Here is a 22,756-nt window from a genome sequence, read left to right as displayed (position 1 = left end):
CCCCCTACCGTGATCCCCGACGCGCCGGCCGGCGCAGCACCGCACGGCCCACGGGGGCCACGGGCCAGGGAGTGGCGGGCATGGAACGACGGGTGGGCACCCTCGCGGCGATCGGCGCGCTGACCTTCGCCGTGGCGGGCGCGGGCGCGGGCACGGCGACGGCCTCGGCCCCGTCCCCGGGCGGGACGGGACACACCACGGCGACGGCCGAGATCTTCGCCACGGACAACACCGCCACCATCACCGACCCCGCCGACCCCCGCCTCAGGACGCGGCTGGTGCGCTTCGACCGCGAGGTCCGGAAGATCATCCGCGCCCAGGGCGCGCGGGCGGGGCGCTCGACGCTGCTCGACGGCGTCTTCTGGTCCTCCGGCCTCAAGCAGGCGACGTACGAGCGCTCGCGCGAGTTCGACGTCAACCACGTGAGCGCGGCGGGGCTGCACCACCTCGCGGACGTCATCCGCAAGCAGTACCGGCAGGAGTCCGTGCTGACCTTCCGCCACCTCCCGCGTACCTCGCGCGAGACCAACGCGGTGGACATCGAGGCGAGCGGAGTGACCTCGCGCGCGCTCCACGACGCGCTCCTGGCGGACCCCGAGGCCCGTGACGAACTCGGCGGCGGCTCGGTCACCGCCCGGGAGGGCCGCCTCGTCCTCATCGCCCCCCTCGCCGACCTCCCGCTCGCCCGGAAGTTCGTGGCCGAGCTGGGCGTCGACTGGAAGAAGGCGGAAGTGCGGTACGGGGCCGAGGAGTTCGTCGGCGGCTGACGCACACCGGAAGGATGTGCCGAACACCCTGGGGGCCGACGTCGGCACCCCCGTCACCCTGACAAGGCCATGTGATTACGCCACGTGACCACGTCCGCCCCATCGGCCCCGGCCTCCACAGAGCGCCCTGGCGCAGCCGAATTGGCCACTTTAAGTGGTCGCACACCCCGTGCTTTTCCCGGAAGTACGGCGCAAGCTGGAGTCGGAGCCGGGCCGTCTATCCCCGAGCAGACGGCCCCGTTCCCTCCGGGGCGCCGCCGACCGCGGGAGGACGGCGCCCCGAAACGCGCCGGCGCTCAGCCCACGAGCTCCGGGTGGTGCAGCCGCGCCACCTGCGGATGGGCGCGCAGCCACCCCTTGAGCTCGTTGCGGCCGTACTCGGCGTGCAGCGGGTTGTCCGCGCTGTGCGCCACTCCCGGCGCGTGCGCCAGATAGTCGCCGGGAACCGTCTCCACGCGGGCGTCCAGACGCGGGTTGTAGAAGAACGGCACCGAGTACCGCTCCACCGCTCCGGGCGGCGACACCACCCGGTGGTCGGTCGCGGAGAGATAGCCCTCGGTCGCGATCTCCAGGAGTTCACCGAGGTTGACGACGAAGGCGCCGGGCAGCGGCGGCACGTCCACGAAGCCGTCCCCGAGCCGGACTTGGAGCCCGCCCACCGAGTCCTGGAGCAGCAGGGTGAGGAAGCCGTAGTCCTTGTGGGCGCCGACGCCCTGGCCGTCGCCCTCCGGCGCGCTGCCGGGGTAGCGGATCAGCTTGGTGTGCAGATGCGGTCGCTCCGCGAAGGCCGCGTCGAAGAAGTCCGCCGGGGCGCCGATCGAGGCCAGCAGCTCCTGGAGCAACCGGTGCGCGACGGCCGCCAGCCGGTCCTGCCAGTCGAGGACGACCGTACGCAGCTCCGGCAGCGCCTCGGGCCACTGGTTCGGCCCCTCCAGCCAGCGGTACGCAGGGTCGTCCGGGCCCACCACCGGCACCGGCCGCTCGGCCCCGACGTCCAGTTGGTCGCGCCAGTCCGAACGCCCGCCGGTCAGCTCGTGGCCGATGCGCGTGTAGCCGCGGAAGTGCGGCGAGCGCAGATTGCTCAGGGCGAGCCGATCGGCCTCCGGCAGCGCGAAGAACTCCCTGGTCAGCCGGAGTATGCGGGTGAACTCGGCGGGGTCGACGCCATGCCCGGTGAGATGGAAGAACCCGGTGTCGCGAGCCGCTCGGTGCAGCCCCTCGCGGAAGGCGTCACGCGTGGCCGGGTCGTCCGCCCGCGAGAGGTCGACCACGGGCAGGGAGGTGGGAAGCAGGGTGATGCTGGACATGAGCGGTTCCGTTTCCGTTCCGGGATGTACGGAGGTCCTGTTCCCGGGGTTGGCGGGAGGACGGCCGGGACGGAAGGGCGTATGGGTGCGCCGGAACCGGGGGACCGCGACAGGACCGTGGGCGAAGGGCAGGGGCCGGGGCGGGCGAAGAGCCGGGCCGGGCCATGGCCTCGAAGGCCGCGAGGGTCAGTCCTGCGGGCGACAGCTCATGCTGGTGACGCGCACGTAGTCCACGTGTCGTCGCATCACCAGAAGAGTCATGCCATGAGGGTACGCCCGCGGCGCCCGGTCGCGGAGGAGATCTTCCCCACACCCCCGCGCCATGGGTGGGGTCCGCTCAGCCGATCGGGGCACCCCGCAGCCCCGCCTCCCGCGTCGGGCGTCGCGGATTGGCGAGAGTCGTAGGCGTCCAGCCGCACCCCGGCTCGTCCACCAGCCAAGGAACCCCCATGCTCCGTCGCCTCGCCGTCGTCCTCGCCAGCCTCTCCGCCGCGGTCTGCCTCACTGCGGGCACCGCGACCGCCCTCCCCACCGACGGGCCCAACGACCTGACGCCCCGGGAGCAGGCGGGGCTTCAGTTCGCGGGCCAGGTGCTCGGCAGCCTCTTCGGCGGTGCGCCGATGCGCGGTGCGGGCCTCTGACACGGCGAGGCGGGCGCCCGCCCCCTTCGGGGTGAGCGCCCGCCTCTTCTGTCCGGGTGCCGGGGTCAGCTGACGCTGACCGCGGCCCAGGCCGCGTTCACGGCCTTGTACTCGGCGCTGCTCGCGCCGTAGAGCGCGCTCGCCGCGTTGAGCGTGGCGGTGCGGGCGCCCGCGTAGTTGGTCGTGGAGGTCATGTACGTGGTGAGTGCCTTGTACCAGATCTGCACGGCCTTGTCGCGGCCGATGCCGGTGACCGTGGAGCCGTTCGAGGTGGGCGAGTTGTAGCTGACGCCGTTGATGGTCTTGGCGCCGCTGCCCTCCGAGAGCAGGTAGAAGAAGTGGTTGGCCGGGCCCGACGAGTAGTGCACGTCGAGGTTGCCGATGCCGGAGGACCAGGCGTCCTTGGAGCCGCCGTCCTTGCTCGGCTTGTCCATGTAGCGCAGCGGGGTGCCGTCGCCGTTGATGTCGATCTTCTCGCCGATGAGGTAGTCACCGACGTCGGTGGCGTTCTTGGCGTAGAACTCCACCGAGGTGCCGAAGATGTCCGAGGTCGCCTCGTTGAGGCCGCCGGACTCACCGCTGTACTGGAGGTTGGCGGTGGCCGCCGTCAGACCGTGCGACATCTCGTGCCCGGCGACGTCCAGGGAGGTCAGCGGGTCGTTGTTGCCGGCCCCGTCGCCGTACGTCATGCAGAAGCAGCCGTCGTCCCAGAACGCGTTGACGTAGGCGTTGCCGTAGTGGACCCGGCTGTAGGAGGCCACACCGTCGTTCTTGATGCCGTTGCGGCCCAGCACGTTCTTGTAGAAGTCCCAGGTGACAGCGGCGCCGTAGTGCGCGTCGACGGCCGCGGTCTGGGCGTTGGAGGCCAGCCCGTTGCCCCACACGTCGTCCGTGTCGGTGAGGAGCGTGCCCTTGCCCGAGGTCTTGTGGGCGAGGTTGTAGGTCTTGTGGGCGCCCCGGGCGGAGTCGCTGAGCTGGTACGTCGAGCCGGACTTGGTGGTCCCGAGGGTCACCTTGCCGCTGTACTCGCTGTTGCCCGTACCGGTCTTGACGGCCTGCCACTGCGAGAGCTTCTCGCCGGTCGTGGCGTCGGTGACGACGTGCAGCTGGCTGGGGGTGCCGTCGTCCTGGAGGCCGCCGACGACCGTCTCGTAGGCGAGCACCGGCTTGCCGCTCGCCGCCCAGATCACCTTGCGCGGCGCCTGGTCGGCCGTGGCCTTCGCGGCGCCCGCGCCCTTGGCGGCGGTGAGCGCCTTCTGCTGGACGGCGGCCGTGCCGAGGGCGGGGGTGGTGGAGGAGACCTTGATGGTGGCTCTGGTCGCCCGGGAAACACCCGCCGACTTGCCCGCCTTGGTCTCGTGCACGACGAGGTCGCCGCCGAGGACGGGCAGTCCGGCGTAGGTGCGCTCGTAGCGAGTGTGGACGGTGCCGTCGGCGTCCTTGACCACATCGCGGACGATCAGCTTCTCCTGGGCGCCGAGGCCCAGTTCATTGGCGGTCCTGGCGGTGGTGGTGTTCGCCTCGCGGATCAGCTCGGCCCGCTGGGAGGCGGAGAGGCGGAGCGGCTGCGCGGACGGGCCGTCGGCTGTGGGGGAGGCGCCGGCGGATCCGGAGGCCAGGCCGGTCAGGCCGGCGGCGAGCAGTGCGGCGGCGGCGACGGGGCCGAAGACGCGCGTAGAACGCGTTATACGAGAGGTCACGCGAGCGTCCCTTTCTTGGAGGGGTGGGGGGTGCGGGTGCCACGTGCGAGCACAGCGTTGCAGGAGGGACGCGTACATGTCATTGAGGTGTCAACAGAATGACCGGAAAGCAACCGAGGGGCTGTGGCCCGGGACGGGTCGGGAAGTGGCTTTCCGGTCAAGGGATTTCGGGTGCCCCAGGTCGTCGCACGTCAAGCTGTGAACCGGCTGTCACGTTCCGTTGTGGCCGGAAAGTGACCCCGGGGGATGTGAAGGGACCGGCGGGGGTCTGGACCGGGTGCCGGGCGGGTGGCTACTGTCGGCGGCACCTATTAAACAAATTGAGTATGGAGAAGGGGTGGCCGATGGCGACGAATGCCTTCCGCGAGGCCGTCGAGTCCGGTGACCATGCCGCGATCGAGGAACTGCTCGCGCGGGACGTGGTGTTCACCAGCCCGGTGGCGTTCAAGCCCTACCCGGGCAGGGCGATCACCGCGGCGATCCTGCGGGGCGTGAGCCGGGTCTTCACCGACTTCCGTTATGTACGGGAGATCGTCGGCGCCGACGGGCGCGACCAGGCGCTGGTCTTCACGGCCAAGGTCGGCGATCTGGAGGTCAACGGCTGCGACTTCCTCCACTTCGACGAGGACGGTCTCATCGACGACTTCACCGTCATGGTCCGCCCGCTGTCGGGGGCTCGGGCGCTGTCGGAGGCGATGGGGGCGCAGTTCGACCGCATCCGCGAGGAGGCGGTGAACTCGGGCTGACCCCCGGGGGGTCGGGGCCGTATGGACGCGTTCGGACGGCGTACGACATGAGCCCGGGCCCGCGAGGAGATCCTCGCGGGCCCGGGCTCGTCCGGTGGCGACGGATGACCGTCGCCCCTTCGTCGTCGGCTACTCGATGACGAGCTCGACCTCGATGTTGCCGCGCGTCGCCTTGGAGTACGGGCAGAAGGCGTGGGTCGCCTCCACCAGCCGGCGCCCGGTCTCGCCGCCGAGCTCGTCCGGCAGCTCGACGCGCATGACCACCGCGAGGCCGAAGCCGGTGTCGTCCTTGCCTATGGAGACCTCGGCGGTGACGGAGACGTCCTTGGTGTCGAGCTTCATCTCACGGCCGACGGCTCCCATGGCGCTGGCGAAGCAGGCCGCGTACCCGGCGGCGAAGAGCTGCTCGGGGTTGGTGCCCTCGCCGTTCCCGCCCAGCGCCGGGGGCATGGCCAGCGGCAGGTCGAGCCGGCCGTCCGAGCTCACGGCCCGGCCCTCGCGCCCGTTGGCGGTGGCGGCGGCGGTGTACAGCGCGTCCATGGGATGCCTCGTCTTCCGTCCGGTGGTGAGCGGCTGCCGCTCTCCTCTGCCCAAAGAGTTGCACACAACTAAATTGTGCGCAACTCAATGGCGTCCGACGAGCTACTCTGGTGACATGAGCTCCTCGTCGACCCCCGCCGCGTCGCACCCGCCCCTGCCGTCCGACGTGGACCTCCTCCGCCTCGACCACCAGGTCTGCTTCTCCCTGCACGCCGCGTCACGCGCCTTCGGCGGCGTCTACCGGGACGCGCTCAAGGATCTGGGCCTGACCTATCCGCAGTACCTGGCGATGCTGGTGCTGTGGGAGCACGGCGCGCAGCCCGTCAAGGTCATCGGCGAACGGCTGCGGCTCGACTCCGGCACGCTCTCGCCCCTTCTCAAGCGGCTGGAGACGGCGGGCCTGGTCACCCGTGAGCGCAGCGCCGAGGACGAGCGCTCGGTGACGGTCCGCCTCACCGAGGAAGGTTCCGACCTGCGCGAACGTGCCCTGCCCGTCCCCCTGAGGATCCTCTCGGCGACGGGTCTCTCGGTCGAGGAGGTCCTTGCCCTCCAGCAGCTCCTGGGGCGGATCACGGACTCGCTGGACCGGGCGCACTGAGGCCGCCGGGCCCCTGCGGTCACTGCGGACCCGGGGCTGCGGCGAACCCGGTTGCTCCCTCTGCGGGGTGCGGCTACTTCAGGCCGATCGCGTCGCAGGCGTCCTTGACGTTGGCCGTGCAGATCTCGGACTTCGAGTAGACCCCGTCGCGGATGACCGTCTCCTTGATGTTGGCTCTGGTGAGGGAGGCGATCGGAATGATCACGGAGGGGATGGCCTGCTTCGTGGGGGAGTCGACCGTGGTCTTGGTGATCATGGTCAGCGGCTGGCCCTTGGCCAGGGCGACGGCCATCTGGGCGGCTACGGGGCCTTCCTGGACGTACGGCTTGTAGACGCTCATGAACTGCTCGCCCATGACGATGCGCTGCACGCCCGCGAGTTCGGCGTCCTGGCCGGTGACCGGGGGGAGCTTGGCGAGACCGGCGGCCTTCAGGGCCGTGATGATGCCGCCCGCCATGCCGTCGTTGGCGGAGTAGACACCGATGATCTTGTCCTTGCCCAGGGCCGAGATCGCGCCCTCCATGTTGGCGTTGGCGTTCTCCGGCTTCCACTCCTTGGTGTCGTACTCCTTGCCGATGTTCACCTTGCCGTCGAGCTCGGCGTGCGCGCCCTTCTTGAACAGGGCGGCGTTGGGGTCGGTGATCGCGCCGTTCATCATGACGATCTGGCCGTCCTTGGCCTTCGCGCCCAGCGCGTCGACCAGGGCCTTGCCCTGCACATGACCGACCTGCTCGTTGTCGAACGAGGTGTACGCGTCGATCGGCCCCTCGGCCAGACGGTCGAAGGCGACGACCGGGATGCCCTGGTCCTTGGCCTTCTTCACCGCGCCCGCGATCGCCTTGGAGTCCACCGCGTCCACGATCAGCGCGTCGACCTTGTTGGTGATCATCGTGTCGACCTGCTGCGCCTGGATCGTGGCGTCCTGCTTGGCGTTGGCGTAGACGACCTGCCCCTTGCCCGCCGTGAGGTCCTTGACCATCTTCTCGATGAGCGGCTTGTCGAACTTCTCGTAACGCGCGGTCTGGTTCTCCGGGAGCAGGAGGCCGATCTTTATGGCGCCGCCCTTCCTGGCCCCGGACTCCCTGGCGGTGTCCCCGGACTCCTTGGCGCTTCCGCAGGCGGCGAGAGAGACGGCCATCGCGGTGGCGGTCACGGACACGGCGGCGCGACGCGTACGGGTGTTCATCGAGAGACCTCCCTGACATGGCCGCGTCCTCGCGGCCGAGGTGGCTGGAAGTCAACTGGGAGGCGCATGGGGCGTCAAGGAGTTGAGGGTGAACGAGACCGCAATGAGTCTTTCCGTTGATTAGTCGAAGAAGCAACAACTCTGGGCCACGGGCGGGAGGTTGAGCCGGAGGCCCTCGCGTCCCCGCCCAGCCGCCGTCCTCGGCCCCCGCCCCGACGCGGGTCACGCCAGCCGGAACGCGTCCGCCAGCGCGTCGGCCTGAGCCAGGAGCAGGGTCCGGGTCCTCGGGCCGATCCCGCCGTACTGGCCCGACACCGCGAGGCTGACCGTGCCGTGCAGTTGCGACCAGGCGAGCACCGCGCCCGCCAGCGCCGTACCGGCCCGCGCGTCGTAGGCGGAGAGCCCCGTGTGCTCCGCGACCCACGCGGCCAGCGACGCGTCCTCCCGTACCCAGAGCGCCATCTCCTCGACCGTCGGGCGGAACGCCTCGCTCGGGTCACCGGAGGCGAAGACGGTCAGGAACGGGCCCAGCGCGGCCCGCGCGCGCTCCAGCGTCCTTGGCGGGGCCGTGTGGCCCGGCACCGGAGTCCCCTGGATCAGCAGATAGCGGTGCGGCTGCGCGGCGGCCCAGTCGAGGAAGGCGTCGGCGAGGGTGTGCAGCACGGAACGGGCATCGCGCGCACCGAACCCCCGGGCGTGCGTCACGGCATGCGCCAGATCGTCGTAGGCGTCCCGCATCAGCTCGTCCAGCAGCTCGTCGCGGCCGTCGAAGTAGCGGTAGAGAGCCGGCCCGGAGAGCCCCATGTCCTTGGCGATCCGGGTCAGCGCCACGGCCTGGGCGCCGCCCTCGGCCAGCTGGTCCAGCGCCGCCGCCTTGATCTCGGCGCGGGTCTGCTCCCGGTAGCGGGCCCGGGGGCTCTTCACCTCGGCGGTCATGGCTCCTCCTGCGCCCACCGGTGTCGCACGCGGCGCGGCGGCGGACGCGGTGCCTCGCGTCGCTCCCTGTCCCCATGATCCTCTCGTGACTGCGCTTCGCAATGGCTACGAGTCCTCACGGGGGTGGACCCGGCGCGGGAGGGCGCGGGCGAAGCGTCTCCTGGGCCATCATGCGGATGCGTACCGATGTGTACCGATCCGCACCGACCGCGTGAGAAAGAAGGCCGCTGGTGGCTCCGCATTCCGAGGCCGGTCGCGACGGCGGGCCGGGGCGTGCCGGTACGGCCGCCGCCGAGCCCCTCTCCGACCGGGGCCGCTGGCGGGCGCTCGCGGTGTGCCTGGTGGCGGGGTTCATGACGCTGCTCGACGTGTCGATCGTCAATGTGGCCCTGCCGTCGATCCGGACGGCGCTGGACGCACCGGAGGCCGACCTCCAGTGGGTCCTGTCCGGGTACGCGCTCGCCTTCGGCCTCTTCCTCATCCCCGCCGGGCGGATCGGCGACGCCCGGGGCCGGCGCGTGGTGTTCATGACCGGACTCGCCCTGTTCGTGCTCGCCTCGGCGGCCTGCGGGGCGGCGCAGTCCAGCCTCTGGCTGGTGGCGGCCCGCGCCCTCCAGGGACTGGCCGCGGGGCTGATCTCGCCGCAGATCTCGGCCCTCATCCAGCAGATGTTCACCGGCGCCGAACGCGGCCGTGCCTTCGGGATGCTCGGCAGCGTCATCGGTATGTCCACGGCCGTTGGCCCGCTCCTCGGCGGGCTGCTCATCCACGCGGCGGGCCCGCAGGAGGGCTGGCGCTGGGTGTTCTACGTCAACGTGCCCCTCGGGATCGTCTGTCTGGTGCTGGCCCGACGACTGCTCCCCGACACCCCGTCCGCCCGCCGCATCCCGCTGCGCGCGCTCGATCCGGTCGGTGTGCTGCTGCTCGGCACCGGAGTCCTGGCGCTGCTCCTGCCGTTCGTCCAGGCGCAGCAGTGGCACGGCCCCCAGAAGTGGCTGCTCCTGGTCCTGTCCGCCGCTCTGCTCACGGCGTTCGTGGCATGGGAGCGGCGCCAGAGCGCGCGCGGCGCGTCCCCGGTCGTCGACCTCGCCCTCTTCCACGAGCGCGGCTACTGGCTGGGCTGTGCCCTGATCCTTCTCTACTTCGGCGGCTTCACCTCGATCTTCTTCATCAGCGCCCTGTACCTCCAGGCGGGACTGCATCTGAGCGCGCTGCTCGCGGGGCTGGCCATCACCCCGTTCGCGGTGGGCTCCGGTGTCGCCGCCACCATCGGCGGGCGCCTCGTCACCCGCTTCGGGCGCCGGCTGGTCACGGTGGGCCTGGTCATGGTGGCCACGGGGCTCGGGGCCACCGCGCTCGCCGTCCACCTGGCGCCGGGCAGGTCGGCCGCGTGGGCGATGACGGGCCCGCTGCTGCTCGCGGGGCTGGGCAGCGGTCTGGTCATCGCCCCCAACCAGACCCTGGCGCTCTCCCGGGTCCCGGTCCGCTCGGCGGGCAGCGCGGGCGGCACCCTCCAGACCGGCCAGCGCGTCGGCTCGGCCGTCGGGATCGCCGCCGTGGGCGCGGTCTTCTTCGCGCGGCTGGCGGACGACGGCTGGGCCGCGGCGTACGACCACGGGCTGCTGGTGTCGCTCGCCTTCGTGCTCGGCGCGCTGCTCCTCGCCCTCGGTGATCTACGGGCCGGTGCCCGCGAGAGCCGGCCACAGCCGACCTGACCGCCGCGTGCCCACCGGCACACGGCCGCTCGCGCCGTGCCCCTCACCTCCCCTCGCTGACGGCCCGCCGCCAGGCCGAGTCGACCGAGAGCAGGGCCGCGGAAGCCAGATCGGCCGGGACGTCCGGCAGAAAGGCGCTCCCGCTGCCGGACACGGGACCCGGGTCGAGGGTCCGCGCCGGTCCGCGCGACGCCGCGTCCCCCCGGCCCGCCCAATGCTCGCGTGCCTCGTCCCGTACATCGACGAGGGCCCGGCGGCGCTCGACCGGCGGCGGGGCGAACAGGCCGCCCGCGGCCCGTGTCTGCTCCTGCCACCGGTCCTGCCAGAACTCCACCGTCCAGCCCGGCCAGCGCGACTCCATCCCGTAGGCCCCCGCCTGAGCGCCGAGCAGCCACCAGCCCACCCGGCGGCGCACCGGATCGACATGCAGCCCGGCGAGCACGGCGAGTCGGCAGCCGTCGTGGCCGGGCGCCGGTGCGAGGCGTTCGAGAAGAGCGGGTCCCTCGGCCACCGGATGGTCCCCGGTGGCGGCGAGCAGATGGCAGCGGCCGGTGCCCACGGTGACCACCGTGGCGAGCGGATCGTCCCCGGCCGGCTCCTCGTCGCCCGGGGCGAGCGGCGCGCCCGCACGCACCTCGCGCCCCGGGTCGCGTACCGCGTCCGGGTCCAGACCCAGATAGGCGCGCAGCTCCGCCGGGCCGTCGTAGGTCCAGCGCACCTGCCAGCCCGGCCAGGCGTGGCGCAGCAGCTCCAGGGCGGCGGCCCGGTGGCGCAGACAGGTGGTCGGCCCGTCCCGGACGAAGAGCAGCAGCACCCGGCGGTGCGGGTCGACCAGGACCGCGCCCTGGCAGTGCACGTCGTCGCGCCAGCCGTGGCGCGCCGGATGGTGGCCGCGCAGGAACGGCAGCACGACACCGGGGCCCGCCAGCAGGTCAAGATCGAGCCCGGCGGCCCCGAAACGGGACTCGTACAGCTCGTACCGCTCGTGGTCGCCGCTGTCGGGAACGACGGCGAAGGTTGCCCATTCGGCCATGGCCGAGAGGATCTCAACCCGGTGCGCCACCCCACCACCCGGTTCGCGGCGGCGCCGGAGTGATCCACACCACGGCCGGGACCGCCGCCACGGCCGTAGGGTGCGCCCTGTGAACAGACACCTCGCGTTCGAGCGGCTGCACAACTTCCGTGACCTGGGCGGCTATCGCACCGAAGACGGCTCGGCCGTGCGCTGGGGGCGGCTGTACCGCTCCGACTCCCTGGGCAAACTCCAGGGCGAGGACTGGGACCGCTTCCTGGGCCTCGGTGTGCGGACGGTCATCGACCTGCGCTACCCGTGGGAGATCGCGGGCAAGGGCCGTGTCCCCGAGCACACTTCGCTGGCGTACCACAACCTCAGCATCGAGCACCGTCCGTACGATCAGGCGAGTCTCGGCGCGGACGTGCAGACCGGCCCGTTCCTCGCCGACCGCTTCCTGGAGGTCGCCCATGACGGAGTGGAGGAGCTGCGCGCGGCGCTGCGGGTCATCGCCGCGCCCGACAGCGGGCCGCTCGTCTTCCACTGCGCCTCGGGCAAGGACCGCACCGGTCTGCTCGCCGCGCTCGTGCTCATCCTGCTCGGCGTCCCCGAGGACGTCGTGATCGAGGACTTCACCCTCACCGGGCTCGCCACCGAGCGGCTGATCGCCGACTGGCGGGATGCCAACCCCGGCCGCGAGATCACCTGGCCGGGCTACGGCCGCGCCCCCGCCGAGATCATGCGCCTCTTCCTCGCCGGCCTCACCGCGCGGCACGGGTCGGTGCACACGTACGCGCGCGAACTGCTCGGCGCCGACGAGCGGTTGGTCGAATCCCTCCGGGCCGGGCTGCTGGAACGCGCGGACGAGCCCGTCGCCGCCCCCTGACCGGCGCGCCCGCCGACGGCCCCGGCGGGACACTTCTGCCCGCACCGCGCCGCGCCTATGGTGGGTCGTCATGTGTGTCCGCCCGGAGGGGAACTGATGGTGCGTAGGACCAGGATCATCCGGCACACCGCCGCGCTCGCGACCGCCCTGCTGATCGGCGCGGGGCTCGCCCCGGCCGCCGCCGCCGACGACACCGGCGGCCCCGCCCGGGCGAACCCGGAGGCCGCCGCTCTCGACGCCTACTGGAGTCCGGCGAGGATGGCGTCCGCGCTGCCCGCCGAGGCGGCGAAGGGCTTCGGGGCCGGGGCGCCTGCCTCGCCCACCGAGGACGGGCCCCGGCCCGGCGAGCACATCCCGCCCAGCCGGAGCTTCGACGGCATCCCCCAGGCGGGTACGTTCTTCTGGACCGACGCCAACGGCACCGGCCGCACCTGTAGCGGCTCGGTGGTCCGCAGCCCCGGCCGCGACCTGGTGCTGAGCGCCGGGCACTGCCTGAAGGGCTACGCGGGTCCCGCGCCCCGGCGCCGGCTGGCGTTCGTGCCGCAGTACCACGACGGGCTCAAGCCGTTCGGTGTCTTCCCCGTGGTGACCGACGGCGTCTATGTGTCGCAGCAGTACTACGACTTGGGCGAGCACGCCGGATCCGCGTACGACTTCGGTTTCGCGCGCACCGCGCCCAACCAGGACGGCACCCGGCTCCAGGACGCGGTGGGCGGAGTGCGCCTGCTCACCGGCACCGGCTACCACCACCTCCCGGTACGCATGATCGGCTATCCGGGCAACGCGCAGAAACCGCTGGAGTGCTGGAGCCGCACCACCAGGTGGGCCAGTGACGACCCCGCCGACCCCGGCACCTTCGAACGCATCGCCTGCGACGCGTTCGTGGGCGGGACCAGCGGCGGCCCGATGCTGGTGCCGGGGTGGGACGGCTGGGGCGTGGTCGGGGTCATCGGCGGCTACCACACCGGCGGCAACACCCCGCAGGTGTCCTACAGCGCCTACTTCGGCGATGCCACCCGGGCCCTGTACCGCGCGGCGGTCAGTGGCGCCCCACCGGCGGGTCCCGCGTCCTGAGCACCGTGCTCACCCGAAAGCGGGAGTCCGCCGTACGGGTTCAGTGGGCCAGTGCCTGCAAGCCCTTGCGCAGATCGTCCTGGTTCATGACCGGAGCGAACTCGACCTTCGCGCCCATTTCGAGGAAGAACGGTTCGGCGGTCTTGGGGATCTGCGACGAGTCCTCCATGTCGAACACGACGAAGGCGGTACGGCGCCCGTTGCGCGACGTGAAGTAGGCGGCTTCGGGCCGGATTGCCTCCAGCGCGGCTTCCATCGTCTTGCCGAGCGAGCCGTTCCTGATGGCCTCGTTCGCCTTCTCGGTGTCCAGTTCGGCGATCAACAGCATGCGCACGAAACTCACCCCTTCCCGACCGGGTGGGTGCTCACTCGCGGCGCACCGGTGACTCCCGGCCGCGTACACCACCAGCGTCTCCCTTTACCGGCGATATCACAACGCGGGACATCGCGCACACCGGCGCGAAAGGGAGGCGGGCACCCCGGCGGAGCCGGGCGTCGTACAAAATGAGGGCCCGGTTCCTGTTATCCCCGTCCGCGCCAGGGGTCTCCGAACGACGGGAGCGCACGACGACGCCAGCGGGTGAGGGAGCAGATGCACAGGGACAGCACGTCCATGCCGGAGCTGGTGGGCGCCGCGCGCACCGGCGACGCCCGGGCGCGCGAGCGGCTGGTCACCGACTACCTCCCGCTCGTCTACAACGTGGTCGGCCGCGCCATGGACGGCCACGCCGACGTGGACGACGTGGTGCAGGAGACCATGTTCCACGCCCTGGAAGGCCTCGACGGGCTGCGCGAGCCGTCCCGCTTCCGGTCCTGGCTGATCGCCATAGCGATGAACCAGATACGCCACCGCTGGCGGGCCCAGCAGTACACGACCCCGGCCGGCCCCGAGCAACTGGCCGCGGCGGCCGACCCCGAACCGGACTTCGTCGACCTCACCATCCTGCGCCTCGGCCTGTCCGGGCAGCGCCGCGAAGTGGCCGAGGCGACCCGCTGGCTCGACGAGAGCGACCGCGAACTCCTCGCCCTGTGGTGGCAGGAGGCGGCCGGCGAACTCACCCGCGCCGAACTCGCCGAGGCGATGGCCCTCACCCCCCAGCACGCCGCCGTCCGGGTCCAGCGCATGAAGGCCCAGCTGGAGGTCGGCCGGGTCGTGGTGCGGGCGCTCGCCGCCCGGCCGCTCTGCGACGAGCTGGCCCGGACCGTCACCGGGTGGGACGGTCGCCCCGCCCCGGTGTGGCGCAAGCGGATCGCCCGCCACACCCGTGACTGCCGGACCTGTTCCGGACGGGGCTCGGGCCTGGTGCCCGCCGAGGGGCTGCTCGCCGGTCTCGCCCTGCTGGCGCCGCTGTACGGGGCCGCCCGGTTCGTCCCCGACGCCGGCATGGCACCGGTCGCGTCCACCGCGCCGGTGCCGGGCGGCGCCGGGACCGGACCGGCCGCCCCGGCGAAGGCGCGTGCGTACGCGGTCAAGGGCGCGCTCGCCCTGGCGCTCGCCGTCGTCCTCGCCATCGGGGCCGCACTGCTGTGGCCCGACCCGCGTCCACGGGCCACTCCCGCCCCGCCCGCCGCACCGCGGATCTCCGCGAGCACCGCCCCGCCGTCCCCCTCCACACCCGAACGGCAACCCACCAGGACGAGCCCACCGCCCCGGGCCACCCCGAGGACCACCCGGCCCGCACCGGTCCCCGTACCCCCCGAGCAACGGCTGCTGCGGCTGGTCAACAGCCGCCGCGCCGCGGCCGGCTGCGCGCCGCTGCGGATGGACCCCCGGCTGACCACGGCGGCGCGGCGGCACGCCCGGGACATGGTGGCGCGCCACTACTACGACCACGCCGGCCCCGAGGGACAGCACGCCGACGCCCGGATGCGGAGCGCCGGATACCCGGTCGGGGCCTGGGCGGAGAACCTGGACCGGGGGACCGGGGACCCGGCCGCGATCGTCGACGACTGGACGGACGGCGCGATCCACCAGCAGAACATGCTCGACTGCGGCTACCGCGACACCGGCGTGGCCGCCGTGCCGGGACCCGAGGGCACGGTGTGGGTCCAGGACTTCGCCGGCCCCTCGTCCTGAGGCGGTCCGCCGTCCCGCGCCCACACCGGTGCCGGGCGCGGGTCAGCTGCCGAAGTTCTGCACCCACCACGGGCCGTTGCCGCTCAGGTTCACTCCCACGCCGATGTCCTTGAACCCGCAGTCCAGGATGTTGGCGCGGTGGCCCGGGCTCTTCATCCAGTCGCGCATCGCGTCGGCGGCGCTCTTCGGTCCCCGGTGGATGTTCTCGCCCCACTTGTGCCAGTCGTATCCGGCGGCGCTCATCCGGTCGCCCGCGTTGCGCCCCTCGGGGCTGTTGTGCTCGTAGTAGTCGCGGGCCGCCATGTCGTCGGCGTGCGCCTGGGCGGAGGTGTTCAGGTGCCGGTCGGCCCTGAAGGGTGAGCAACCCGCCTTGGCCCGCTCGGCGTTCGCCAGGTCCACCACCTGCTGGACATACGCGGCGGCGGCGCCGGCGGGCGCGTTGTCCGGACGCGGCGGTGTGCTCCGCCGCGGCACCTGCCCGCCGTCCCCGTGGCCCTGCGTCGTCGTGGTGGTGCCCTTCCCGGCGCCCGTGCCCGTGCCGGGGTGCGGGGTGGCGGACGCGGTCCCGGTCCGGCTCGGCTTCGGCCTGGGGGAGGGGGACTTCGCGGGGGCGGTGGAACGTATCGGCGAGGGGGTGGCGGACGGGGCGGTGGCGTCCGTGGCGGCGTCGGGGGCGAGGGAGTGCCCGGCGGCCGGCGCCGCCTGGGTGCGTACGGCCTCGGCGGGGTCCTCGGAGCGCGGCCACAGCAGCGCTCCGGCGACGGCGGCGACCGCCACGGTTCCGGCCACGGCGGCGCCGGTGGCCCGCCGGGACCGCTGCCGGTGCGCACGTCGGCGGGTGGCCCGGCCGTCGCTCGCCGGCCGGACGTGGGGGTGGTCGTCGTGGTGCTGCATGGGGCTCCGCTCTCTCTCCGGTGCTGCCGGGGTGTCCGGCACATGGGAGAGCGGGAGGCGGCGGGGCCATAACACTTTCCGTGTACGTGACCTGGGCCACACGGCACGGCGCCGGGCCGTGCCGTGCGCGCAGGGCGGCGCCCTATCGGCCGGGGCGGTCTCAGCGGACCGCCGGCGCCGACGGTGAACGCGACGGCTCGGCCGTGGGACGGGCCGACGGCTTCCGCGGCGGCATCCGAGAGCGCGTGCTGCCGTCGGGCTCGGGGGCGGTGCCGGGGGTCGGAGCCGACGGCTCGACCGACCGCCGTTCCTTCGTCGGCGCCGAAGAGGGCCGCGGCCGGGGCGACTCCGCCCCGGAGGGCCGGGTGGAGGGCCGCGGGGAGACCGGGCCCGGGGTGGCCGCGGGCAGCCGGTGATCGGGTGTGCCGCCCGGCTCCACGGCCGTGTACCCGATCGCCACCGCCGCCACGGTGGCGAGCCCGGCCAACGGCAGGGCGAGGCGGCGCATCCGCAGCGGGCGCGGCCACGTTCGCCGAAGGGGGGTCCGGCGCCGATGCGGGCCCGGCGGGTCGGCCGGACGCAGATCACGGACCGTCACGGTCCGCGCGCGGGCCGCCAACGCGCGCCGCAGCCGCGCCTCGACGGGGCGCTCGGGACTCTCCCCGCCGTTCATCCCCACTCCTCTCACGACCGCTCCTTCAAGATCTTCTCCAGCGCGTCCAGACCCCGGCTGGCCAGCGACTTCACCGAACCGCGGCTGATCCGCAGCGTCTGCGCGATCTCGGCCTCGGTGAGCTCGCCCCAGTACCGCAGCACCAGCACCTCACGGCGCCGCGCGCTCAACCTCCCCAGCGCGGCTAGCACTTCGCGGTGCTCCTCGTCGAGGACGATCCGCTCCTCGGCGGAGGGCGCGTCGGCCTCGTGCGGAGGGGTGTACGCGCGCGCCGTACGGCGTCGGCGCAGCACCGAGCGGGAGGCGTTGACCACGGCGGTACGGAGATAGGCGAGCGCGTTGTCCACCTCCGCGATCTCCTCGCCATGGCGCCGGTACAGCGCGGTGAACGCGTCCTGCACCACGTCCTCGGCCGTGGCCCGGTCGTCCACGAGCAGCACCGCGAGGTGCACCATGCGCAGCCGGTGCGCGTGGTAGAGCTCGCTGATGGTCGGCCGGGAGGTGTCCGGGCCGTACCCGCCGAGGACGGCCGGGCGGGCCGGGCCGGTGGCCACCCGGTCCCGGCGCAGCAGCCAGTGCAGAAAGGCGCGAGCGCCCGGACGCCATGGGGGCGCCGGGTACCGGACGGCGGTGTACTCCATCACTTCCTCGGGTGGAACGGCGCGGCCCCGCACGGCGGGGCCGCCCTGCGTCTCAGTGGCCCTGTCGCCGCCGGACGGCGTAGACGGTCCCGGCGCCCGCGGCGATCAGCGCGCCCGCTCCGGCCCCCAGGACCGTGTTGGTCTTGGACGAGCCAGTATGGGCCAGTTCGTCCTGGCCCTTCGCGGGGGACGGCGCGGTGCTGGGCTCGGCGCTCGGCCGCGCCTCACCCGGGGCCTTCGTCGGGGGCGCGGCGGGCTCGGGCGTGCCGGGAGATGCGCTCGGCATGGCGGTGGGCCGGCCGGGGGAGGCCGACGGCTTGGTGGGTGCGGGCCGCTTGGGTGCGGTGGAGGGCATCGCGCTCGGTTCGGTGGACGCCGGGGCGGTTCCGCCGTTGGCCAGGTGGCGCGGCTGCGTCCCACCGTCGGCGTGGGCCGTGCCGGCCAGGGCGGGCAGGGCGAGCGCGGCCAGCAGGCCGGTGGCGGCGGCGCCGCGGGCGAAGGCGCGGCCATGGTGCTTCGTGGTGTTCACGTGGTACGTCTCCAGGTCGGCTGAACGGCGCCGGACGACGCCCTTCACCCCTCACGACGTGCGGCGCGGGCCGGGGTTGCCGACGGATCGCGGAAAGTTTTCCGAACCCCGTGCACGCCTTCGGCGCTCCCGTCATCCCGCGCGCCCGTGAGGGTGTCCACCACGGTGCCCGCGAACTCCTGGGCGAGCGGCCCGAGGGCGTCCCACTGGCGCACCGCCCAGCCCGCCGCCAGGGGCGGCAGCGCCGGCAGCGGTACGAAGCGCACGGCGCCCGGGGCGGAGGCGGTCCACCCGGGCAGCGCCGGCACCACGGCGTGCCCGAGCCCCAGCTCGGCCAGCAGGATCGCGGTGTCCCAGTCCGCCACGCTGGTGGTCGACGCCAGGGTGACGTCCAGACCGGTCAGTTGGCGGTCCAGGTGGTGCCGGGACCGGGAGTCGGCGGGCAGCTGGATGTGGCGGATCCCGGCGAGGTCGGCCGGTTCGATACTGCCCCTGCGCGCCAGCGGGTCGTCCGCGTGCACGGCCAGGACCCACGGCAGTTCGATGACCGGGCGCTGCTCGATGCCGCGCACGGGGTTGCCGACGGTGATCCAGGCGAGGTCGGAGTCGCCCGCGGCGAGTGCGTCGAGGCAGGCCCGGCTGGAGTTCTCGGTACGGAACTCCAGCCTGACGTGCGGGTGCGCGCGGCGGAAGCGCACCACCGCGTCGGACATGAAGTGGCGGACGGTGGTGGCGCCGGTGGCGATCCGCACCGTGCCGCCGTCGCCGTCCCTGAGCTCGCGGAGCTGACGCAGGGCCAGCTCTATGTGACCGATGCCCTGCGCGGCGGCCATCTGGAGGATCCGCCCGGCTCCGGTGGGGGCGACGCCACGGGGGCGCCGCTCCAGGAGGGGCAGGCCGAGCTCGGCCTCCAGCCGCTTGACGTGCTGGCTCACCGCCGACTGCGTACGGGACAGATCGCGCGCCACGGCGCTCAGATTGCCGGTCTCGCAGGCGGCGACGAAGACACGGAGATCGTCGAGAGTCATGAACCCCAAGGTATTGCTTGGGTCTTTAAAAGAAAACCAGAGGATTGACTGGGGTGAGAGCACCCGCGAGGATCTGGTCCGGGGCGGCAACCCGTCCGTGGACGCCGTCGGGGATCCGGACCCGGACGGCGTGGTCCACGGAGGGTGCCGACCCCGGCCCGCGGATTGCTCGGCCCGGCACCTGAGCCCACCGGGCACCTGAGGTTGCGGGCTTGTCGCCGCGTCAGCGAAGTGTCCGGGGCCGGTACCGGGGCCGGGCACGTCTGACATGCTCAGCGCAGGTGGCGGGTTACGATGCCGCCACGAGGGCCCGACCAGGCCCGGAGCGCGCGGGGGACCATGTGAAGTTCGGGCTGCTCGGTCCGCTGTCCGTCCATGACGACGACGGAGTCGAGCTGACACCCGCCTCCCCCAAGGGCCGTGCCCTGCTCACCGCGCTGCTGCTCGCGTCGGGCGGCGCGGTGCCGCTCGCCCGGCTGGAGACGGCGCTGTGGGGCGAGCGTCCGCCGACCACCGCCCGCGCCTCGCTCCACAACCATCTGCTGCGGCTGCGCCGTTCGCTGGGCGAGGAGACCCGTATCCGGGCCGTGGCCGGAGGCATGCTGCTCGCCCTGGAGGACGGCGAGCTGGACACCCGCGCCTTCGACGCGCACCTGGACGCCGCACGGGCCGCGCGCCTGGAGGGGGACTGGGACGGCGTCGTACGGGAGGCGGACGCCGCGCTGGCGCTGTGGCGCGGCACCCCGCTGGAGGAGTTCCCGGTGCTCACGGAGGACCAGCGCGCCCGGGTCGGCCAGTGGCAGGAGGCGCGTGTGCAGGCCCTGGAGTGGCGCTGCGACGCGGAGCTGCGGCTCGGCCGGCACGACGGACTCCTGCCGCAACTCTCCCGGCTCGTCGTCGAGTTCCCCCTGCGCGAGGCCTTCCACGTCCAGCTCATGCGGGCACTGCACCGCGGCGGACGGCGGCCGGAGGCGCTGGCCGCCTACCACCGGCTGCGCCGCACCCTGATCGACGAACTGGGCGTCGAGCCCGGCCCCGACGCGGCCACCGCCTACCAGGACATCCTGGTCGACGACGCCCCGCCGGCCGCCCCGGCCCCGGACGCCGACGCGGCCGTACCGACGTCCCTGCCCCGCGACGTCGCAGCCTTCACCGGCCGTGAGCACGAGGTCGAAGCCCTCGTCGCGGCGGTACGGAGCGGGTCGGCCGGAGCCGCGGGCGTGGTGGGGATCCACGCCGTGGACGGCATGCCCGGCGTGGGCAAGACCGCGTTCGCCGTCCACGTCGCCCACCGCCTCGCCGCCGACTTCCCCGACGGCAGCCTGTTCCTCTCCCTGCACGCGCACACCCGGGACACCCCGCCCGTCGACCCCGGCACCGCGCTGAGCAGCCTGCTGCTGGCCCTGGGGACCGACCCCCGCCGCATCCCCGCCGACCTCTCCGCGCGGGCCGGACTGTGGCGCGGCAAACTCGCCGGCGGGCGCTACCTCGTCCTCCTCGACGACGCCCTCGGCAGCGAACAGGTGGAGCCGCTGCTGCCCGGGGCGCCCGGCTCCCTGGTCCTGATCACCAGCCGGCGGCGGCTGGTCGCCCTCGCGGACGCGGTGCCCGTCACCCTGGACGTCCTGCCCCCGGAGCAAGCGGTGGCGCTGCTCGTGGCCAAGGCCGGACGCGCGGACGTGACGGCCGACGACCCCGCCTGCGCCGAACTGGCCCGGCTCTGCGGACACCTGCCGCTCGCCCTGCATCTGACGGCCGCTCGGCTTCGCCACCACCGCGCGTGGAGCGTCGAGGACGTGATCGCCGATCTGGCGGCGGCGAGCGGGCGCACGGCGGCGCTCAGCTCCGAGAACGTCTCCGTCCAGGCGGCCTTCGAGCTCTCCTGCCGCGACCTCTCCCCGGACCAGCACCTGCTGTTCCGGCGCCTGGGACGGCAGCCGGGGCTCGACTTTGACGCGTACGCGGTCGCCGCCCTGCACGACACCGACCTGCCGACGGCCCGCCGCCTCCTGGAGGAACTGGAGGACCACCACCTCGTCGAGGAGCCCTCGCGAGGGCGCTATCGGATGCACGACCTGGTACGTGACTACGCGCGCGCCCTCACGGAGACGGACCGTGCGGCCGACTGCGAGAGGGACCGCGAGGCCGGTCACGGTGTCGGCCGCGCGGCCGGTCAGGGTGCCGACCACGAGACGGACCGGGGGACGGACCGCGCGGCCGGTCATGGTGGTGACCGCGGGGCCGGTCGCGGTGCCGACCGTGAAGCCGGCCGCCGCTCCGACGCGGCGCGGGCCGTGGAGCGCCAGCTCGACTACTACCTGCACGCCGCCCTCCGGGCCGGCCGCTTCTTCGCCCGCTACGACACCCCCGCCCGCACCCCCCGCGCCCCCGCCCCACGGGCCCTGCCGCCGGTCGAGGACGAGGGACGGGCGCTCGCCTGGATGCGGGCCGAACACGCCAACCTGAGCGCGGCCGTCGCCCACGCGGCCCGCCATGGTCACAGCGAGCACGCCGTGCAGATCCCCGCCGCGATGGCCGAGTTCATGCGCGCGGAGGGATCCTGGAGCGACGCGCTCGCCCTGCACCGGACGGCCCTGGGCGCCGCGCTCCTGGACGGAGACCGGCTCGGCCACGCCCTCGCGCTGCGCCACATCGCCGTCATCGAGACGCTCCGGGCCGACTACGCGCAGGGCGAGACCCATCTGCTCGCGGCACTCGAACTCTTCCGCGCCCTGCGGGACCCGGGCCGCGAAGCCATCGCACTCCACGACCTCTCCTCGGTCCTGCGCCGCACCGGACGCTACGAGGAGGCGCAGAGCTCGCTGCTGCGCTGTCTGAGCCTGTTCGGACAGACCCGGGACACACGCGGGCAGGCCCAGGTGCTCATCGAGCTGGGCCACGTCCAGCAGCTCACCGGACGCTTCGCGGAGGCCGCCGACAGCATGGGGCGCGCGCTCGACCTGCACCGCGCCCTGGGCGACCGCCTCGGCCAGGCCAACGCGCTCACCTCGCTCGGCGACGTGCGCAAATCGACCGGTGCCTACGCGGAGTCCGTCTCCTGCCACCGCCAGGCGCTGGTCCTCTTCCGCCACCTGGGCAACGAACTGGGCGAGGCGAACGTCCTGACCGACCTCGCCGACGTCCTGCGCCTGATGGGCACGTACGACGAGGCGCTGGAGAACGTAGGAGAGGCCCTGCGTCTGTACCGCTGTCTCGGTGCGCGCCTGGGCGCGGCCAACGCGCTCGCCCACCGGGGCAGAATCGGACAGCGCACCGGCCGGCCGGCGGAGGCGGAGAAGGACCTCCTGGAGGCACTCGACGTCTGCCGCACCCTGGGCAGCCGTATGGGACAGGCCTATGTACTGATGTATCTGGCCGAGGTGGAGGTTCTGAGCGGCTCTTCCGCCTGCGCGCTGGAGAACGCCACCGCGAGTCTGGAGCTGTGCCGGGAGATCGGGGACCTCGGCGGTGAGGCCGAGGCGCTCAATACCCTCGGCGCGGCCCAGCGGGCGGAGGCCGTCCCGGCCGACGCCCTCGACTCCCACCGGCGCGCCCTGGAACTGGCCCGGGAGGTGCGCTCACCGTACGAGGAGGCTCGCGCCCTCGAAGGCATCGGCGAGAGCCTGGCCGACCTCGGCCGACCGGACGAGGCGAACGCACAGTTGTCCCGAGCGCTGGAACTCGCCCGGGCACTGCGGACGCCGGACGCCCAGCGCATCGAGGCACGGCTGACGCAGGGGCAGGAGTCTTGGTGGCCCAAGTGACCTGGGCCTGGTGAGCGTGGTGAGCGTGGTGAGCCGGTAGGC

21 protein-coding genes are annotated in these 22,756 nt (G+C 73.3%); 9 read left to right on the top strand and 12 right to left on the bottom strand.

Annotated elements, in window-relative coordinates:
• The first annotated feature begins 80 nt into the window (after positions 1-80).
• Positions 81-767, top strand: a complete 687-nt coding sequence (locus tag ACZ5ID_RS18460) for a hypothetical protein (protein ID WP_468898818.1) — start codon at positions 81-83, stop codon at positions 765-767.
• 296 nt (positions 768-1,063) lie between these two features.
• Here the strand turns inward: ACZ5ID_RS18460 and ACZ5ID_RS18455 are convergent, their stop codons facing one another.
• On the bottom strand, positions 1,064-2,074 hold the full coding sequence (locus ACZ5ID_RS18455) for an isopenicillin N synthase family dioxygenase (protein WP_468898815.1): 1,011 nt from the start codon (positions 2,072-2,074) through the stop codon (positions 1,064-1,066).
• 449 nt (positions 2,075-2,523) lie between these two features.
• Here ACZ5ID_RS18455 and ACZ5ID_RS18450 point away from each other — a divergent pair, with 449 nt between their 5' ends.
• Entirely contained in the window at positions 2,524-2,715 is a 192-nt protein-coding gene (locus tag ACZ5ID_RS18450; RefSeq protein ID WP_468898812.1) for a hypothetical protein, read from the top strand.
• 65 nt (positions 2,716-2,780) lie between these two features.
• On the opposite strand, the gene ACZ5ID_RS18445 is transcribed toward ACZ5ID_RS18450, so the two are convergent.
• Positions 2,781-4,415, bottom strand: a complete 1,635-nt coding sequence (locus tag ACZ5ID_RS18445) for a M4 family metallopeptidase (RefSeq protein ID WP_468898809.1) — start codon at positions 4,413-4,415, stop codon at positions 2,781-2,783.
• A 344-nt stretch (positions 4,416-4,759) separates the two neighbouring features.
• Between ACZ5ID_RS18445 and ACZ5ID_RS18440 the strand changes: the two genes are divergently transcribed.
• Entirely contained in the window at positions 4,760-5,161 is a 402-nt protein-coding gene (locus ACZ5ID_RS18440; protein WP_468898806.1) for a nuclear transport factor 2 family protein, read from the top strand.
• Between the two features lie 129 nt (positions 5,162-5,290).
• Here ACZ5ID_RS18440 and ACZ5ID_RS18435 read toward each other — a convergent pair whose 3' ends face one another.
• Positions 5,291-5,701, bottom strand: coding sequence for an organic hydroperoxide resistance protein (locus tag ACZ5ID_RS18435; RefSeq protein ID WP_467880978.1), 411 nt, complete (start codon positions 5,699-5,701; stop codon positions 5,291-5,293).
• A 115-nt stretch (positions 5,702-5,816) separates the two neighbouring features.
• Between ACZ5ID_RS18435 and ACZ5ID_RS18430 the strand changes: the two genes are divergently transcribed.
• Positions 5,817-6,299 carry a MarR family winged helix-turn-helix transcriptional regulator gene (locus ACZ5ID_RS18430; RefSeq protein WP_468898802.1) on the top strand — a complete coding sequence of 161 codons (483 nt, stop codon included), beginning with the start codon at positions 5,817-5,819 and terminating at the stop codon, positions 6,297-6,299.
• A 73-nt stretch (positions 6,300-6,372) separates the two neighbouring features.
• Here ACZ5ID_RS18430 and ACZ5ID_RS18425 read toward each other — a convergent pair whose 3' ends face one another.
• Positions 6,373-7,485 (bottom strand): sugar ABC transporter substrate-binding protein, encoded by a 1,113-nt coding sequence (locus ACZ5ID_RS18425; protein ID WP_468898800.1) that lies wholly within the window; start codon positions 7,483-7,485, stop codon positions 6,373-6,375.
• A gap of 222 nt (positions 7,486-7,707) precedes the next feature.
• The gene (locus ACZ5ID_RS18420; RefSeq protein ID WP_468898798.1) at positions 7,708-8,421 is read right to left on the bottom strand and encodes a TetR/AcrR family transcriptional regulator; all 714 of its coding nucleotides are present in this window, start codon (positions 8,419-8,421) and stop codon (positions 7,708-7,710) included.
• Between the two features lie 230 nt (positions 8,422-8,651).
• Between ACZ5ID_RS18420 and ACZ5ID_RS18415 the strand changes: the two genes are divergently transcribed.
• Positions 8,652-10,136 carry an MFS transporter gene (locus ACZ5ID_RS18415; protein WP_468898795.1) on the top strand — a complete coding sequence of 495 codons (1,485 nt, stop codon included), beginning with the start codon at positions 8,652-8,654 and terminating at the stop codon, positions 10,134-10,136.
• Positions 10,137-10,179: 43 nt separating this feature from the next.
• Here the strand turns inward: ACZ5ID_RS18415 and ACZ5ID_RS18410 are convergent, their stop codons facing one another.
• Positions 10,180-11,169: a hypothetical protein gene (locus ACZ5ID_RS18410; RefSeq protein ID WP_468898792.1), complete on the bottom strand. Its 990-nt coding sequence runs from the start codon at positions 11,167-11,169 to the stop codon at positions 10,180-10,182.
• 109 nt (positions 11,170-11,278) lie between these two features.
• On the opposite strand from ACZ5ID_RS18410, the gene ACZ5ID_RS18405 reads away from it, so the two are divergent.
• A complete protein-coding gene (locus ACZ5ID_RS18405; protein WP_468898789.1) occupies positions 11,279-12,034 on the top strand; it encodes a tyrosine-protein phosphatase in 756 nt (251 codons plus the stop codon).
• A gap of 96 nt (positions 12,035-12,130) precedes the next feature.
• Complete coding sequence (locus tag ACZ5ID_RS18400) at positions 12,131-13,108, top strand: trypsin-like serine peptidase (protein WP_468898786.1); 978 nt, start codon at positions 12,131-12,133, stop codon at positions 13,106-13,108.
• A gap of 40 nt (positions 13,109-13,148) precedes the next feature.
• Here the strand turns inward: ACZ5ID_RS18400 and ACZ5ID_RS18395 are convergent, their stop codons facing one another.
• Entirely contained in the window at positions 13,149-13,442 is a 294-nt protein-coding gene (locus tag ACZ5ID_RS18395; protein ID WP_468898784.1) for a hypothetical protein, read from the bottom strand.
• A gap of 258 nt (positions 13,443-13,700) precedes the next feature.
• On the opposite strand from ACZ5ID_RS18395, the gene ACZ5ID_RS18390 reads away from it, so the two are divergent.
• On the top strand, positions 13,701-15,185 hold the full coding sequence (locus tag ACZ5ID_RS18390; protein ID WP_468898781.1) for a sigma-70 family RNA polymerase sigma factor: 1,485 nt from the start codon (positions 13,701-13,703) through the stop codon (positions 15,183-15,185).
• A 42-nt stretch (positions 15,186-15,227) separates the two neighbouring features.
• On the opposite strand, the gene ACZ5ID_RS18385 is transcribed toward ACZ5ID_RS18390, so the two are convergent.
• The 5 genes from ACZ5ID_RS18385 to ACZ5ID_RS18365 all read right to left on the bottom strand — a co-directional run bounded on the left by ACZ5ID_RS18385 (position 15,228) and on the right by ACZ5ID_RS18365 (position 18,950).
• Positions 15,228-16,079 (bottom strand): CAP domain-containing protein, encoded by an 852-nt coding sequence (locus ACZ5ID_RS18385; RefSeq protein WP_468898779.1) that lies wholly within the window; start codon positions 16,077-16,079, stop codon positions 15,228-15,230.
• A gap of 160 nt (positions 16,080-16,239) precedes the next feature.
• Positions 16,240-16,752, bottom strand: a complete 513-nt coding sequence (locus ACZ5ID_RS18380) for a hypothetical protein (RefSeq protein ID WP_468898777.1) — start codon at positions 16,750-16,752, stop codon at positions 16,240-16,242.
• A gap of 11 nt (positions 16,753-16,763) precedes the next feature.
• Positions 16,764-17,393 (bottom strand): RNA polymerase sigma factor, encoded by a 630-nt coding sequence (locus ACZ5ID_RS18375; protein ID WP_468898774.1) that lies wholly within the window; start codon positions 17,391-17,393, stop codon positions 16,764-16,766.
• A gap of 52 nt (positions 17,394-17,445) precedes the next feature.
• Positions 17,446-17,922 (bottom strand): LPXTG cell wall anchor domain-containing protein, encoded by a 477-nt coding sequence (locus ACZ5ID_RS18370; protein ID WP_468898771.1) that lies wholly within the window; start codon positions 17,920-17,922, stop codon positions 17,446-17,448.
• A gap of 44 nt (positions 17,923-17,966) precedes the next feature.
• Positions 17,967-18,950, bottom strand: a complete 984-nt coding sequence (locus ACZ5ID_RS18365) for a LysR family transcriptional regulator (RefSeq protein ID WP_468898768.1) — start codon at positions 18,948-18,950, stop codon at positions 17,967-17,969.
• A 281-nt stretch (positions 18,951-19,231) separates the two neighbouring features.
• Between ACZ5ID_RS18365 and ACZ5ID_RS18360 the strand changes: the two genes are divergently transcribed.
• Positions 19,232-22,714: a BTAD domain-containing putative transcriptional regulator gene (locus tag ACZ5ID_RS18360; RefSeq protein ID WP_468898766.1), complete on the top strand. Its 3,483-nt coding sequence runs from the start codon at positions 19,232-19,234 to the stop codon at positions 22,712-22,714.
• The last annotated feature ends 42 nt before the right edge of the window (positions 22,715-22,756 follow it).

Source organism: Streptomyces sp. NPDC031670 (genome assembly GCF_055580545.1).
This window is presented reverse-complemented; position numbering and strand designations above follow the sequence as displayed.